General features: G+C 37.8%; 18 protein-coding genes. 10 read left to right on the top strand and 8 right to left on the bottom strand.

All coding sequences use genetic code 11. The features are described 5' to 3' along the window. Positions 1–88: 88 nt before the first annotated feature. Complete coding sequence (locus VBD025_RS02680; protein ID WP_430789060.1) at positions 89–367, bottom strand: translation initiation factor 2; 279 nt, start codon at positions 365–367, stop codon at positions 89–91. Between the two features lie 273 nt (positions 368–640). Between VBD025_RS02680 and VBD025_RS02675 the strand changes: the two genes are divergently transcribed. Beyond that, positions 641–1,357, top strand: coding sequence for a GNAT family N-acetyltransferase (locus VBD025_RS02675; RefSeq protein WP_430789058.1), 717 nt, complete (start codon positions 641–643; stop codon positions 1,355–1,357). Positions 1,358–1,477: 120 nt separating this feature from the next. Further along, positions 1,478–1,960, top strand: a complete 483-nt coding sequence (locus VBD025_RS02670; RefSeq protein ID WP_430789056.1) for a GNAT family N-acetyltransferase — start codon at positions 1,478–1,480, stop codon at positions 1,958–1,960. A 16-nt stretch (positions 1,961–1,976) separates the two neighbouring features. Here the strand turns inward: VBD025_RS02670 and VBD025_RS02665 are convergent, their stop codons facing one another. Next, positions 1,977–2,558 (bottom strand): Uma2 family endonuclease, encoded by a 582-nt coding sequence (locus VBD025_RS02665; RefSeq protein ID WP_430789054.1) that lies wholly within the window; start codon positions 2,556–2,558, stop codon positions 1,977–1,979. A 183-nt stretch (positions 2,559–2,741) separates the two neighbouring features. Between VBD025_RS02665 and VBD025_RS02660 the strand changes: the two genes are divergently transcribed. The 3 genes from VBD025_RS02660 to VBD025_RS02650 all read left to right on the top strand — a co-directional run bounded on the left by VBD025_RS02660 (position 2,742) and on the right by VBD025_RS02650 (position 4,891). Beyond that, positions 2,742–3,185: a MarR family winged helix-turn-helix transcriptional regulator gene (locus VBD025_RS02660; RefSeq protein WP_430789052.1), complete on the top strand. Its 444-nt coding sequence runs from the start codon at positions 2,742–2,744 to the stop codon at positions 3,183–3,185. Positions 3,186–3,253: 68 nt separating this feature from the next. Further along, the gene (locus tag VBD025_RS02655) at positions 3,254–4,312 is read left to right on the top strand and encodes an LLM class flavin-dependent oxidoreductase (RefSeq protein ID WP_430789050.1); all 1,059 of its coding nucleotides are present in this window, start codon (positions 3,254–3,256) and stop codon (positions 4,310–4,312) included. Positions 4,313–4,324: 12 nt separating this feature from the next. Next, positions 4,325–4,891, top strand: a complete 567-nt coding sequence (locus tag VBD025_RS02650) for an NADPH-dependent FMN reductase (RefSeq protein WP_430789048.1) — start codon at positions 4,325–4,327, stop codon at positions 4,889–4,891. Between the two features lie 61 nt (positions 4,892–4,952). On the opposite strand, the gene VBD025_RS02645 is transcribed toward VBD025_RS02650, so the two are convergent. Next, a complete protein-coding gene (locus VBD025_RS02645) occupies positions 4,953–5,186 on the bottom strand; it encodes an SPOR domain-containing protein (RefSeq protein ID WP_430789046.1) in 234 nt (77 codons plus the stop codon). A 320-nt stretch (positions 5,187–5,506) separates the two neighbouring features. Here VBD025_RS02645 and VBD025_RS02640 point away from each other — a divergent pair, with 320 nt between their 5' ends. Further along, positions 5,507–7,081 carry a BCCT family transporter gene (locus tag VBD025_RS02640; protein WP_430789044.1) on the top strand — a complete coding sequence of 525 codons (1,575 nt, stop codon included), beginning with the start codon at positions 5,507–5,509 and terminating at the stop codon, positions 7,079–7,081. 14 nt (positions 7,082–7,095) lie between these two features. Beyond that, on the top strand, positions 7,096–7,503 hold the full coding sequence (locus tag VBD025_RS02635) for a secondary thiamine-phosphate synthase enzyme YjbQ (protein ID WP_430789042.1): 408 nt from the start codon (positions 7,096–7,098) through the stop codon (positions 7,501–7,503). A 114-nt stretch (positions 7,504–7,617) separates the two neighbouring features. Here the strand turns inward: VBD025_RS02635 and VBD025_RS02630 are convergent, their stop codons facing one another. Together VBD025_RS02630 and VBD025_RS02625 are read right to left on the bottom strand one after the other, a co-directional pair. Next, positions 7,618–8,694: a diguanylate cyclase gene (locus tag VBD025_RS02630; RefSeq protein ID WP_430789040.1), complete on the bottom strand. Its 1,077-nt coding sequence runs from the start codon at positions 8,692–8,694 to the stop codon at positions 7,618–7,620. Positions 8,695–8,773: 79 nt separating this feature from the next. After that, positions 8,774–9,508, bottom strand: a complete 735-nt coding sequence (locus VBD025_RS02625; protein WP_430789038.1) for a ZIP family metal transporter — start codon at positions 9,506–9,508, stop codon at positions 8,774–8,776. A 149-nt stretch (positions 9,509–9,657) separates the two neighbouring features. Between VBD025_RS02625 and VBD025_RS02620 the strand changes: the two genes are divergently transcribed. The 3 genes from VBD025_RS02620 to VBD025_RS02610 are packed head-to-tail and all read left to right on the top strand — an operon-like array spanning position 9,658 to position 11,583. Then, complete coding sequence (locus VBD025_RS02620; RefSeq protein ID WP_430789036.1) at positions 9,658–10,413, top strand: GNAT family N-acetyltransferase; 756 nt, start codon at positions 9,658–9,660, stop codon at positions 10,411–10,413. 14 nt (positions 10,414–10,427) lie between these two features. After that, a complete protein-coding gene (locus VBD025_RS02615) occupies positions 10,428–10,838 on the top strand; it encodes a GNAT family N-acetyltransferase (protein ID WP_430789034.1) in 411 nt (136 codons plus the stop codon). Between the two features lie 22 nt (positions 10,839–10,860). Next, positions 10,861–11,583 carry an EcsC family protein gene (locus VBD025_RS02610; protein WP_430789033.1) on the top strand — a complete coding sequence of 241 codons (723 nt, stop codon included), beginning with the start codon at positions 10,861–10,863 and terminating at the stop codon, positions 11,581–11,583. A 42-nt stretch (positions 11,584–11,625) separates the two neighbouring features. On the opposite strand, the gene VBD025_RS02605 is transcribed toward VBD025_RS02610, so the two are convergent. The 3 genes from VBD025_RS02605 to VBD025_RS02595 form a co-directional block, all read right to left on the bottom strand. Continuing rightward, positions 11,626–12,393 carry a TerC family protein gene (locus VBD025_RS02605; protein WP_430789031.1) on the bottom strand — a complete coding sequence of 256 codons (768 nt, stop codon included), beginning with the start codon at positions 12,391–12,393 and terminating at the stop codon, positions 11,626–11,628. Positions 12,394–12,659: 266 nt separating this feature from the next. After that, positions 12,660–13,577 (bottom strand): aldo/keto reductase, encoded by a 918-nt coding sequence (locus tag VBD025_RS02600; RefSeq protein WP_430789029.1) that lies wholly within the window; start codon positions 13,575–13,577, stop codon positions 12,660–12,662. A gap of 61 nt (positions 13,578–13,638) precedes the next feature. Further along, complete coding sequence (locus VBD025_RS02595) at positions 13,639–14,526, bottom strand: TetR/AcrR family transcriptional regulator (protein WP_430789027.1); 888 nt, start codon at positions 14,524–14,526, stop codon at positions 13,639–13,641. Positions 14,527–14,561: the final 35 nt, after the last annotated feature.

Raw genomic sequence — 14,561 nt, 5'->3', positions numbered from 1 at the left:
TTTTTTAAATGAGGATAGAATTATAAGGCAATAAGGAAAAAAGCTGCTTTGTTCAGGATGGCCCAAGAGTATGTCCTTCTTTTTTCTTCTACTTCTCATTTTTTTGTTGACTAATTTCTCTGGTTAAGAATCTTATCTGTCGTTCCAATTCATTTATTCTATCGTTGGTATTGCTGCTGTTATTGTCTGTTTGTTGCGTTTGTTCAAGTGTAAGGACTGCGGCAATTGTTGAGATAGCATCACCCAAGGTAGAAAGCAGTCCCCCAAGTACAGCTAGTTTTGCAGAAGTAGATTCAACATCCGAAGCGCCATTACCAGTATCCTTAGCAAAATTGGACCTCATTAAATTAAACTGGTTGTTCTTCATCCTTAACCCTCCCCGTTCGAGCTACTCTCTGTATTTTATGGGGAAAATAAAAAAAGGTACATTGTATTACTTTGAAAAAAATATTTCATCTGCCCTTCTCAAAGAAAACTGCTTATTATCTGAAGTTATGCGCAAACAAATTCAATTCATCGTTTATAATAGAAATAATAATTCAATTCTTATAAAAAGGTGTTTTGCTAAGGATTTCTTTCCAGAATAAGGATGTGCCTCTATTTTTGAAACAAGGTCTGATTATTGGGAGGAATACATTGTATGGTGAGGTATGCGGAGTTTAGTAGAGCTGTAGATTTATTTGTTCGTGGAGAGTATTACTTTAGTAGCCAATCTGAGTCCCAAGTGCATGTTTACGATTCTGTAAAACATCTTGCTTTTGGTAAAAAAGTTAGCGGTAGAACCGATGAATTTATCATTTATTATTTAAAACTAGATCACCTTATTAATATTATTAATAAACTTGGATTGAAAAAAGACTATTGGCTTACTGTGATTTCTGATGAAAAACCTTATATTCTTAATGAGAGGGGATATACCATCAAAAGTAATGAGTTTCTTATGGATTTAAATTTGGATAGTTGGCCCTTTAAAACAGAAAACAAGATAATAAGGCGTGTCAAAAATAAGGGAGAAGCCTGTCGTATCAATGATTTTTTTGATAAGGCAGTAATTGACCTTGAAAAATGGAATGAACCAAATTTGCGATTTTACGTTGGCGAGGAAAACGGGAATCCTGTATCTTATGGTAGCTATGCGCTACTAGAGAAAACTGTTTTTTTAAATAATGTATTTACTTCGAAAATGTATAGGGGTCAAGGAATTGCTAAAGCGCTTTGCCAAAATATGCTTATTGATGCTAAACGGGAAGGTGCTAACCAGAGTGTACTTGTTTCGAGTCAGATGGGACATTCATTATATCAAAAATTGGGTTATAGAGATGTATCAAAAATGTGGGTGTACGAAAGGAAATCTTAAATAAATGCTAGATTAGTCGAAACCATTTAGAGGATAAAACTAGTTGTAACCTATAAATCTATTGCTCTATTACTGAATTGTTTCAACATGATTTGATTAGGAGGTTTCGAATTCGCACAAATGAAGTTCGAGATTGAAACGGAACGACTGTCTTTGCGCTTGTGGGAAGAATCAGATGCAGTGTGGTATAGGGAACTTGTTAGCGAACGGGGGGTGGCCATGCCGACTATCGAAGAAGCGCGAAACAATGTTATCACCTTACGTGAAAGAGCACTGGAAAATGGTATTGGTCTTCTGACGATCCGTCGCCGGGATGAAGGCGATTTAATTGGATACTGTGGATTGATTATTGGTCGTGCCACTCTGGAAGAGCCTGAGATCGCCTATGAATTGTTTCGCAGAGTGCACGGTAATGGATATGCAACTGAGGCAGCCTCCTCTGTTATGGAAACTGCGAGAGCAACTGGCCGGAAACGGTTCTGGTCAACTGTGGGCTCCTGGAATGATGCGTCTTTCCGAGTGCTCGAAAAAATCGGATTTAAGCGGCACAAAAGCACATGGAATGAGGGTGACGAAATTGTTTGGAACGTTCGAGAGTTTTAGAGTTAACAACGTTTAATCAATTCAAGAAAGAGAAGATATCTTCAGCGGGAAAAGAAATATCCGGAAAACAAGTTGAAGTGAAAGGTGAATTCTCATTGGAGTATATTTCTTTTAGCTGGAAAGAACTTTTGTGAAGCACGTATTTTTCAATGCTTTGATTTTGATAATCAATGATTAAGTACTCCTTTACACCAGCTCTTTCATAATAATTTCGTTTAAGGAGACGATCATTACGGGCAGTGCTCGGGGATAGGACCTCAACAATTAAGTCCGGTGCACCGTAGCAGCGCTTATTACGAAGCTTGTTCTTATCGCACACAACAGAGATATCAGGTAGAACCGTTACATCATTTTTCCCTTTTTTTTCGCCTTTAAATGGAAAGATAACTTGAAGGTTACTTCCGTATACCTGGCATGTGCTTCCTTTAAGTGCGTTACCGATTTCCCGAATCAAATTCGCAATTATGCCTTCATGCTCATAAGATGCCGGTGCCATAAAAACAGGGGTACCGTCGTATAATTCTGCACGTTCTTCCTCTTTTACACATAGTAAAAACTCATCTAGTGTGTACAATTTATTTTTATCCAATTGAGACATTTTTAAATCCTCCTTTTTAACGACTATTATTTACTTTAATATAGCAAGCGTGAATTGGGAAAGCAATATTAACTTGAAGGTTAAAACCCTTTCTTTAAAATTGCCCGGTTATATATAAGTGTAACAGCTTGTCTTCCTGTCAATTGACTGGTAAACTGACAATATAAACGAAGAGGTGATTCCATGGAAAATCATTCATTGAGCTCGCTTATCTGGCTGCGAATGGTTCGTTTTGTTCAGCGCAGTAACCAGCTGTCGAACGAATTTTTAGAACGATATGACTTAACGATAGCTCAATTTGAAGTACTCGCTCAGATAGAAGCATACGAACCTATCACACAAATGGATTTAGCTAAAAAATTGACCGTGAGCAATGGTGGGATCTCCCGAATGCTGACGAGGCTTGAAAAAGAAAATTTAATTACAAGAAAACAGAAGTGGAAGATAAAGCATATATCGTTAACAGATGTAGGTCGGGAAAAGTTTCATGCGGTGTTCCCAGAACAGCTGGAACTCCAGTCATCGGTGTTTGATGATGTTTTGGATGAAGCGGAAAAGGGGCAGCTGCTAGCTCTAATGAAAAAGCTGCATAAGCACAGTTTCGAAAAGCAAATCCCGCCAGAATAATTTTTTACCTTATCAGTTTACATGTAAATTGAAAATTTTAATCGAAGTGAAGAAAGGTTGAGATAGAAATGGAAAAATATCGTATTGATCAAAGCAAAGGAATGGAATTTGGCATATATACACTTGGTGATCACTTACCAAACCCTCTAACCGGAGATAGAATTTCCGCACAGGCGCGCATTCATGAAATTATTGAATATGCTAAGCTGGCTGACCAGGCAGGGATAGACTTTTTTAGTGTCGGCGAAAGTCATCAGGAATATTTTGCAACACAAGCGCACGCAGTTGTACTTTCGGCGATTGCCCAAGCAACTGAAAATATTAAAATCGCTAGCTCGTCTACCATCATCAGCACATCGGATCCAGTTCGTGTCTATGAAAACTTTGCTACGCTTGATTTGATTTCGAAGGGACGAGCGGAGATTGTTGCAGGTCGTGCTTCGCGAATCGGACTCTTTGATTTACTGGGCTATAATGTTCGTGATTATGAAGAGCTGTATGAAGAAAAGTTTGATCTGCTGCGGAAGATTAATGAGGAAGAAGTGGTGAACTGGAACGGGGAGTTCCGCGCGCCGTTGAAAAATGCAGAGGTACTTCCGCGACCACAAAATGGATCAATGCCAATCTGGCGAGCTGTTGGCGGATCACCTGCGAGTGCAATTAAAGCGGGTAATGCTGGTGTTCCGATGTTCCTGGCTCATCTAGGCGGACCGGCTACTGCTTTTAAGCCAGCGGTTGATGCCTATCGTGAAGCGGCAAGTAACAGTGGGCATGATCCTGCTGAGCTGCCAATCGCAACTGCCGGGTTCTTCTATGCTGCTGAAACATCCCAGCAGGCGTTAAAAAACATGTATCCACATATTAATGAAGGAATGAAACGCACGAACGGACAAGGTTTTCCGAAGCAGCACTTTGCCCAAGGAGTGGATCCGCATAATGTGATGAATATCGGAAGCCCACAGGAAATCATTGAAAAAATTCTTTATCAGCATGAAGTGTTTGGCCACCAGCGTTATATTGCACAAATCGATTTTGGCGGTGTGCCATTTGATCGTCTGCAGAAAAACATTGAACTAATTGGTACAGAAATTTTACCAGCAATTAAAAAATATACTGCAGAAAAATAGGAGGTAGTGGAAGTGAAGATTGTCGGATTATCAGGCTCGAAAGTCGGAACGAAAACAAGAACAGCAATGAATTACACGATAAAGTCGCTCAGGGAAAAATACCCTGAGATGGAAATGGAGTTAATTGATTTAGCTGAATACGATGTACAATTTAGTGATGGACGAAATTATATGGACTATGATGGTGATACTAAATATGTGGTGCAAACGATAATGGAAGCAGATGCAATTATTATTGGAACACCTATTTTTCAGGCATCGATACCAGCTACATTGAAGAACGTATTTGATTTACTTCCCGTAAATGCATTTCGCGATAAAGTGGTTAGTATGCTTGTCACAGCAGGTTCGCCAAAGCACTATTTAATCGCTGAACAACAATTAAAGCCTATACTGGGTTATATGAAAGCGCAAATTGTTCAGACGTATGTATTTATTGAAGAAAAGGATTTCTATCTTAAAGAAATTACGAATGATGATGTATTCTACCGAATCGATCGTTTGATTGAAGATACAGTCATACTATCAGAAACATTTACTGCCATTCATAATGCTAAAGAAGCTCAATATGGTTTTTAATACAAACATCCCTTTGGATTTCGCTATTCCGAAGGGGTGTTTTATTATTTAATCATTAGAATTATGCGTTTGTAATAAATGCATTTGGTATTCCAATGCCTTTAATTTTATCTATGTCTTGAAGAACTCGTTTTCTTTCTGAATAAGGACCAACTTCCACACTATATAATTCTCCACCAGTAGTTTTGTAGATCTTTATGTCAGCATTTATTTTATGTCTGGTTACTAAATTATATTTCTGCTGGGCACTATTTTTCTGGCCAGTTGTTAAAACAACGATTTTATACTTCCCCATAAATAATCCTCCTATCTTATTTATAAGCAGTATACGCAGCTGTTAAGCCTGAAGTATAGTCGTTGTACATGGTTTTATGTAAATTGATTAAAGAATCTAGTATATATTTAGTAGGCTATAGTGATATGTCTATACATTCTTTAAGAAAAATCTTTTATTGGCAAGAAAACTAAGTTTACGAACGAACTCACGTGGAAATAGGGAGAGTACATGCCAATAAGTTTGCACGTAAGGAAAGTATAAAAGTTTAAAGTGAATGCCAAGTTTTTTTAACACGATCTCATTCAACTAAGGGGTTATTTTTTTTTGGAGGTATTTAAATGAGTAAAGGAAATAAAGTTTCAAAGAAGGGTAATTTGATAGACTATAGAATCTTCTTACCCTCTCTATTAATAATTATAGCGATTGCTATACCGTTTTCGCTGTATGAGAAGGAATCATTAAGTATATTAAACGGTATTTTCGATAAGATTGTAGAGGTGTTTACCTGGGGGTACATTTGGTATGGAATTATCCTTGTCGGGGCGGCTATCTACTTTTCTTTTTCGAAGTATGGAAAAGTTGTATTAGGTAATCCGACTGAGAAGCCTAGGTTTACCTTATTTGAATATTCATCGATTTTAATTGCGATGGGTCTTGGTTCGACGATTATGCGTACCGGTATGGTGCAATGGGCATTTGTTGCGAACGATCCCCCTCTAGGTGTAGACCCTGGATCGAGTCAGGCGTTATTATGGGGAAACTCGTACAGTATGTTTTTATGGAGCTTTCAGGTGTTTGCTATATTTGTCATGACAGCACCGGCTATGGGTTACATTTTGCACGTGCGAAAAAAACCGTTTATGCGGATTTCTGAGGCTTGTCGGACGATCTTTGGTGACAAGTTTACAGATGGTGTAGGTGGTAAATTTCTTGACGTAATCTTTTTGGTGAGTATACTATCTGGTGCGGCAGTTACGCTCGGTTTAGGCGCGCCAATTGTAACGTATAATTTATCTGAGTTACTCAATATAGATGTTACCTTTGGATTAACGCTGATCGTAACGATTGTTTGGGTTTTCCTATTCTCGCTCAGTGCTTATCTTGGTATTGAAAAGGGTATAAAAAAACTAAGCACCCTGAATATGTACATTGCAGGGGCATTTGCGTTATTTGTATTAATTGCAGGTCCGGGTATATTTATTCTGAATTATTTCACGGACAGTGTAGGTTTTCTAATTTCAAATTATGTAAGTATGTCCCTCCATACAAACTCTCTCGACTTAAATGGCGGGACACATATTGAAAGTTATACGGTATTTTGGTTCGCCTATAGTGCAACATGGGCAATGCTGCATAGCGTATTCGCTGCGAAAATATCTAAAGGCCGAACAATTAAAGAAATGATTTTAACGTATTTGTTAGCGCCAACGCTTATTTCCTGGGTTGCAACAGGTGTACTTGGAGGTCTGGGTGTGCACAGATTCATTACGGATCAGTTTCCAGTAATGGATCTGGTAAAAGAGGACTCCATGGCCGCTATTCCACAAATACTGTCAACCTTACCGTTTGCTAATGTTGCTATAACTGTATTTGTCATCGTAGCACTTATATTCCTGACGACTACGCTCGACTCAACAACGTATACGATAGCTTCGTATACGGGTACAAGGAATATGAGTAAAGCCGAACCGTCTAAGAGTTTAAGAATTATTGTTGCATTAATCATAACAGGCATTTCTCTTCTATTAATGAGAATAGGCGGCCTTGCTCCACTCGAAGTGCTTTCGGGTCTGATGGGTCTGCCGATCATTGTCATTCAATTTCTAACCATCTATGCTGCTAAGAAAATGATGGACGAGGATAAAGCATGGGTAAATAACGTCAGGAAGAAGCCGAAGAAAGAGAATCAGTAAGGAGGTATTTAGACTTGAGTAAAACATTATTCAACTACGAAATTAAAACGAATGAAAAACAATCATTTACCAATTTAGATCACTATTTAGAGGAAACTATTACGAGAAGCGGAGTACAGGATGGAATTATGGTAGTTTATTGCCCGCATACTACTGGAGCAATTACGATTAACGAAAACGCTGATCCTGATGTGAAAGTGGATCTGAAATTAGGGCTGAATGAAACATTCCCGAATAAAGATGAATATGTTCATGCAGAAGGTAATTCAGACGGTCACATGAAGTCTTCTGTTGTTGGGGCAAGTGAAACATTGATAATTGCTGATGGCAAGTTGATTTTGGGTACGTGGCAAAGTATTTATTTTTGTGAATTTGATGGACCGAGAAAAAGAACCTTTCATGTGAAGGTAATAGAAGGATAGTTGTATCTATACAATAATCACACGATGATGGATAAAAATCTGTCATCGTGTGGTTATTTTTTTGGCAAAAATAGTTATCACTTACGGTTTAGTAGTGTAAAATTACGTCCATTCTTAATACCCAGCGACACAAACGCGGTTCCGGCCGCTGTTCTTTGCTTCATAGAGCGCCTTATCGGCATCTTCCACAATATAATTGGCATCAGTAGTCGTATCCTTATAGCAGGATACTCCGATTGAAATCGTTAAATTTATTATTTCTTTTTTTAGTTGAAATGGATGTTCTTCCACAACTTTGCGCATATTTTCCGCTGCTATAGCAGCATTGTCAATCGGACAGTCTAATAGCAAAACAGTAAATTCTTCCCCGCCGTTTCTGCTTACAATATCAAATGATCTGGTATTGTTTTTAAGGATCTCTCCGAGCTGTTTTAATACCATGTCGCCTTGCGTGTGACCATAGTTATCATTGATCTTTTTAAAGAAATCAATATCAATGTAAAGCAGAGCAAACTTTTCATCCTTTTTATCGATTGTGGAAATTAATTGATTAAATATATAGTCAAATTTACGGTAATTATTCAAGCCAGTTAATCCGTCGATGGACGACTCGTTTTTGTATTTGTTAAATAATAATTGTGTTTCCCTGAGTTTATCAATAACATAGAAGGCAGCATAGCCTCCAAGGTACGAAATAACCCAGTAAACTGGAATTAATTTTGTCAGGACTTCGACATTATGAATTACGTAACTAATAATAATAGTGAAAATTATATTGTTCCAGGTTAAGGAGAAAAATATTTTTTTATTTTTTGAGAGTCTGGTATTAGATAGAAGAACTATGCCTACTGTTATGAATCCAAGCATAATACTAGAAGCATAGGCTGAAATGTTTACCCCTAATAAAAAGCGGCCTGCTAAAATTAATAGCATCGCTGTTAAAGCGGGTACTCTACCTCCGTAAACAGCCAGCAGTATTATAGGAATATGTCTTAAGTCTATCAGGGTAGTTCCAAATTGTATGCTGTATTGCATAAGAATAAAGCCCAGAAGGCCCCCAAGAATTCCGACCACGATTTTTCTTCTGAACGAAGAGGTTCGATTGAGCGGTCGATTTTCTGTAATTTGACTATATAAAAATAAGATGGAGACTAAAAGGGTTAAATTTGTTAGTAAGTCTTTTATAATCATAATTTTTTATCACCGTAATTAAGATATCATATTTTTTCTTGAATGTGATTGTATTTTATAAATTTTTCCAAAAAGTGAACTATAAATGGCTGAGTAATAGCGTGATAAAAATTCCAGCAGCCGTGATAAATCCTACAGCTGGTCCGCCCTCTTTAAAGGCTTCAGGCATCATTGTTGAAGCAACCATTGCGATAATTCCACCGCCAGCGAAAGCACTGATAATAGCTTTTATCGAATTTGAAGCGTCGCCGAGAAAGACAAATCCTGCTAAAGAGCTTAATGAAGAAAATAGAATGACAGCGCCCCACATAAGGAGAATTTTTGTTTTTGAATAGCCGTCATTTTTAAGTCCAACTGTACTTGAGAGTCCTTCAGGGAAATTACTAATGAAAATAGCAACTACAAGTGAAATGCCAATAGAATGCCCGCCGATTAAACTCACACCAATCATGGCGGATTCGGGTATGGCATCCATGATAGTGCCAATGAATATAGCAAGCCCTGAACCTTGTTTCTCGTTATCACTTGTTCCACTTGAGTCCTTTCGCTTATGGCCGCCATATTTCGAAATGAGATAATCGAAAATTGTAAATACCAGTGCACCGCCTAAGAACCCGATTGCGGCTTCTTCAAGTCCTGCCTGTTCAACAGCTCCCCCAAGTAATTCGTATGTAGTAGCACCAATTAGAGCTCCTGTACCAAGTGCCATTATAAATCCAATAATTCTTTTTTTGATGGGAAAATACATAATTGCCAATGCGCCAAGTAATGAAGCAGAACCGGCAATTCCACCCCACATAATTGCGTTCCACAAGTCATGTGCCCTCCTTGTCCTATTGGTTGTCTTACTATACCCTTAAGATAAAGTAACTAAAACGAGGACTATAGATGAATTTTCCCAGATTATAAAGATAATTACTATTAATTTAATGCATGCATTAATTCATTTAAAGGAGTCTGACCATGAATAATATAACATTTGATAATATCTACAATCCATCTTACATGATTGCTGAAACTGACTTGTACATACATTTTCATTATCCGGAAATGCTATTGCGTTATGATAGTAACTTTATCGAATATAAAACAATTCCGTCGGTTGATGAGTTTAAAAAAACAGAGAAGTTTTTAAGGGAATTTCACGCTGAAAAAGGTCAAAAACATGTGAAGTTTTCCTTCCCGGATAATACACAGCTGACAGATGAACTCGTTACATATTTAAAGGATTCTAGTTTTGATGTTGGATTTATGGAACTTTACGTAATTGAACCGTCGAGATTTCCTGAGATGGAGAATTGCGAGTCGCTGAAAATAAAAGAAGTTAGTCCGGAGATATTTGATGAGTTTTTATCGCTGCAATACAAGCAGGATCTTGAATTTGGCGAAGCGTTTGCTGAACAGAAAATAGACATGCATAAGCGCAATTTTGAGGCTGCTAATAAGATGCAGATAATAGCTTATTATGATGGAAAACCCGCAGGATCTTCTGACGTAATCATTACGGATAAGACTGCAGAAATTGATGGTTTGAATGTGCTGCAGCAATTTCAGAAAAAAGGGATAGGAAGCAGGCTGCAAAAATATGTAATGGATTCCTTCCATGAAAAAACAGTAATTCTAGTTGCTGATGGGGAAGATACGCCAAAGGAAATGTATAAGAGACAGGGATACCAGAAATTTGGATTTAAGTATGAGGTGCAAAAGGTATTTAATTAAAAGGGGGTAATATAATGAATGAAGGTATTGCGATTCTGTATGAAACGCCGAGTGCACGTGCTTATATTGACTTGAGGCTGGAATGTGGGATAAGCGGAAAATCGCAGAAAGCGGCAGAAATTGGCTTAAAGAACTCCCTCTTTACTGTATGTTTATACGAAGGAAGTACATTAATTGGTATGGGACGCATAATAGGTGATGGTGGGGCTTTCTTTCAGGTGGTTGATATAGTTGTAAAGCCAAATCAGCAGGGAAAAGGATTAGGAAAGTTAATTATGCGTGAGATAATGAATTATTTGGACCACCATACATATCCTGGATCCTATGTAAGTCTTATCGCTGATGATCCGGCGAATAAGCTTTACGAACAATTTGGATTCACATATACATACCCTAATTCACATGGTATGGCAAAAATGTATTAGATCTATTAGAGGGCGGTTTGAGATGAACAAATATGAAGTGAAAGTATACGAAGAGGTTGAAGCGTGGAAGAAGAAAATTCTAAAAAGGTCTGGTTTAGTAAACAAATTCTCTAAAAAAGCGCAGAATAAAGTAACGGGAATGATTCCAGAAAAAGTCCACAAGGTAGTAACAGAAAGCATCAAGAATATGGTGAAAGCAACGTTATTCGGGTCGAATATAACAACCAGAAAGCTGAAGGAAACTGGCTTGAGCCTTGAGCAGCGTGATGAACTATTAAGGAAAAAACTGACAACTTACCGAAAAACAGCTGTAGTTGAAGGAGCGGGAACGGGAGCTGGAGGCATTCTATTTGGTCTTGCTGATTTCCCATTACTGTTATCGATTAAAATGAAATTTTTGTACGAAGCTGCAACTGTTTACGGCTTCGAAACGAAAGAATACGAGGAGCGTTTATTTATTCTTCATGTATTTAAGCTGGCATTTTCAAGTGATGAAAAGCGTCGTGAAACATTTCGTGTCATTGAAAACTGGGAAGAAGAGAAGAAAACACTTGTTGATTTAGACTGGCGTGAGTTTCAGCAGGAGTATCGCGATTACATTGATTTAGTGAAAATGCTTCAATTAGTGCCGGGGCTTGGAGCAATAGTAGGCGCTTATGCAAACTATAATCTTTTGGATCATTTAGGTGAAACGGCGATGAATGCATATCGCATGCGTTTATTGAATGCTCCCGCTGTTGACTAAAAAAACCTAACTCAGATGCTGAGTTAGGTTTTTTTATTAGGATTATGAATTTTTCTTGGCTGTTTTTCCTGAAAGGAACCATCCACCAACAGCGATAGACAGAAGAACACCCCAGAAGAATAACGTCCATCCAGTACTGTGCGGGAAGTCATGTGGTAAGACGCCAACGTTATCGTGAGAAAGTGTGATAATAGCTAGCTTTACTCCGACCCATGCCACAACCATGTATGCAACTGTTTCTAAACCAGGTCGCACTTCAAGAAGTTTAACAAACCAGGTTGCTGCATATTTAATTAAGACCAGACCAGCAATACCGGCAATTACTACAACGATAAATTTACCGCCGTCCATTCCACCAATATCTGGCAATGGAGTGGGTGGAAGCGCTAATGCTAGTGCAACCGCTGCAAGAATAGAATCGATTGCGAAAGCAAGGTCTGCTAAACCAATTTTAGCCACAGTTGGCCAGAAGCCTTTTCCTGCAGGCGTGTTTTCTTTCTCTGCTTCTGTTTCACCTTTTTCTGAACCAAAGTAGGTGACAATGATATGCTTGATGCCCAAGTACATTAGGTAGGCAGCACCAATTGCCTGTACCTGCCATACATTTGCTATAAACGAAATTGCGAAAAGGGCTCCAAATCTAAAAATAAATGCTCCAAGTATACCGTAATTTATCGCGCGTTTCTTTTGGTCATCCGGTAAATGTTTAGCTATAACCGCCATAACCAGCGCGTTATCAGCTGACAGTAAACCTTCTAATCCAATTAATATTAATAATGTCCAACCATATTCTAACCAAATTCCTTCCAACTGTCATGCTCCTTCCGTGGTACAAAAATAGAGGCTTTCACCATTTAGTATGGTAAAGGCCTCTAAAAAAATGTAAAGACCTTTACCAAATTGGCAAAGGTCTTGCTAACAACACCGAAGGTTGCCAGTAATGCCGAGAGTGAGTCACTCTGTAATGACGACAATACTGTTAAAGCTACTCCCCTTTGAAATCTATTAATAGTTAACCATTTTACTTAGCATATGTCAATCATTTTGTACTTGCGACAAATGACCTGAAAATAAATCTATGGCAGTTCATTTCCAGCTGCAAGGTAGATTTCGTACCATTCTTCTCGTGTTAGCACAATGTCTGTTGCTTTTGCAATTCCAGTCAGTCGTTCCGTATTCATCGTACCTACAATGGGTTGTATGTTAGCAGGATGACGAAGGATCCATGCAACAGCAATTGCGGAATCAGTTACGTCATATTTGTCAGCTAACTTCTTCATTTTCGTATTTAGTTCAGGAAATTTTTCGTTCCCAACGAATACACCTTCCATCATTCCATATTGAAATGGCGACCAGGCTTGAATTGTCATATCGTTCAAACGACTATAGTCCAAAATGCTGCTGTCTCTGACAATAGCAGGATTATTTTGCATGTTCACATTTAGTCCAGCATCTATCATATTCGTATGCATAATGCTGAATTGGAGCTGGTTAATAATTAAATCCTGCTCCAGATGTTTATTCAGCAGTTCAATTTGCATAGGATTATGGTTACTTACACCGAAGTGCTTCACTTTTCCACTATTTTTTAATTCGTTAAACGCTTCTGCTACTTCTTCCGGTTCAACCAGTGTATCTGGGCGATGAAGAAGTAAAACATCTATATACTCCGTTTTTAATCGCTCCAGGCTTCCTTCAACTGATTTTATAATGTGGTCTTTGGAAAAATCAAATGAACCTTCGCGAATCCCGCACTTTGATTGAATGGTCATCTGTTCGCGAACCGAGGAACTTAAGTTGACTGCTTCTGAAAAAATAGCTTCAGATTCGCCATTTCCATAAATGTCAGCATGGTCAAAGAAATTAATACCGTGATCCATTGCGTTCTGAATGACGTATTCTGCTTCTTTAGCTGAAAGATCTTTCATTCGCATGCATCCCAATCCGATTACTGGTACCTCCAGATTACTGGTTCCGAGCGTAATTGTTTTCATACGAGCACCCCATTTCTATCGTTTCTACTATTTTACCATTTTTTTCTAGTGAAACCGATTTTTAAAGAAGCCTAATATTTAGTTTTTCTGATATTAATTGTCTATATTTATCAAATTCGTCTATTCCCTTAAAGTTAGCAAGCAATCCTTGGATGACAAACTCCTTTGAGTCTTTTTTATTCACTTCTGTAATCAGGAAGTCGAGTACATCTTGAAGCTCACTAGCGATTTTAGGCGTTGGTTTATTCTCGTGAAGTATTTTTTGCATGTCTAATAAATAGCTGTTTACTTCTTTCTTCTGTTTCTTTTCTGGTGAATGATTAACGGAGAAAATATTTTCCAAACTTTCTTCTGAAAGAATTGGCTCGACATTTTCAGCGACTAATGTGCCAGCTACATCATCCAAACGATTCACTAGAAAGGAAGCCAGTTTAGGGATATCAATAGATATATCGCCATGAATAATGATTTGTATATAGCGTTGTTTAATTCCTTCAAATATATTTGCGAGGTCGATCACATAAGGCGTTACAGGCTCACCGTAAATGGAAATAAATGTTTCTTTATACCATATATGCGTTTCATATTCCTTCATTCTAATAAAGTCGAATAGTTCCTTGTTTAATGAAATTGCCTGCTCTTTGAATTGTGTCAGAATAAAGCTTTTGTGTTTAATTATCTCATTAAACTGTACTTCGACTTGTTTTATAAAATTATCTTTTGGGCTTAATCGCACATCTATAGCGTTTTTGACATTTTCTTGCATGAGGTCGAAGTAGTACTTAAATATTTCAAGTAGTAATTCATCCTTTGAATGAAAATGTAAATAAAATGCACCTTTAGAGACATTGCTTTTCTCGGCGATTTCCTGAATAGATGTAGAATGGAATCCTTTATCTGCAAACAGATTGATAGAAGTGATTATAATATTTTTCTTCTTTTCGTTCATGGACTCACGACCTTTTTAGTTAATGTTGACTAACT

Source organism: Virgibacillus flavescens (assembly GCF_050574275.1).
GTDB classification, from domain to species: Bacteria; Bacillota; Bacilli; order Bacillales; family Amphibacillaceae; genus Virgibacillus_F; species Virgibacillus_F flavescens.
The sequence above is the reverse complement of the archived record's forward strand: the minus strand, read 5'-3'. Positions and strand labels throughout refer to the sequence as shown.

Coding starts and splice junctions, on each gene's coding strand:
- VBD025_RS02680 (WP_430789060.1), bottom strand. CDS start 367: ATGAAGAACAACCAGTTTAATTTAATGAGGTCCAATTTTGCTAAGGAT.
- VBD025_RS02675 (WP_430789058.1), top strand. CDS start 641: ATGGTGAGGTATGCGGAGTTTAGTAGAGCTGTAGATTTATTTGTTCGT.
- VBD025_RS02670 (WP_430789056.1), top strand. CDS start 1,478: ATGAAGTTCGAGATTGAAACGGAACGACTGTCTTTGCGCTTGTGGGAA.
- VBD025_RS02665 (WP_430789054.1), bottom strand. CDS start 2,558: ATGTCTCAATTGGATAAAAATAAATTGTACACACTAGATGAGTTTTTA.
- VBD025_RS02660 (WP_430789052.1), top strand. CDS start 2,742: ATGGAAAATCATTCATTGAGCTCGCTTATCTGGCTGCGAATGGTTCGT.
- VBD025_RS02655 (WP_430789050.1), top strand. CDS start 3,254: ATGGAAAAATATCGTATTGATCAAAGCAAAGGAATGGAATTTGGCATA.
- VBD025_RS02645 (WP_430789046.1), bottom strand. CDS start 5,186: ATGGGGAAGTATAAAATCGTTGTTTTAACAACTGGCCAGAAAAATAGT.
- VBD025_RS02640 (WP_430789044.1), top strand. CDS start 5,507: ATGAGTAAAGGAAATAAAGTTTCAAAGAAGGGTAATTTGATAGACTAT.
- VBD025_RS02630 (WP_430789040.1), bottom strand. CDS start 8,694: ATGATTATAAAAGACTTACTAACAAATTTAACCCTTTTAGTCTCCATC.
- VBD025_RS02620 (WP_430789036.1), top strand. CDS start 9,658: ATGAATAATATAACATTTGATAATATCTACAATCCATCTTACATGATT.
- VBD025_RS02615 (WP_430789034.1), top strand. CDS start 10,428: ATGAATGAAGGTATTGCGATTCTGTATGAAACGCCGAGTGCACGTGCT.
- VBD025_RS02610 (WP_430789033.1), top strand. CDS start 10,861: ATGAACAAATATGAAGTGAAAGTATACGAAGAGGTTGAAGCGTGGAAG.
- VBD025_RS02600 (WP_430789029.1), bottom strand. CDS start 13,577: ATGAAAACAATTACGCTCGGAACCAGTAATCTGGAGGTACCAGTAATC.
- VBD025_RS02595 (WP_430789027.1), bottom strand. CDS start 14,526: ATGAACGAAAAGAAGAAAAATATTATAATCACTTCTATCAATCTGTTT.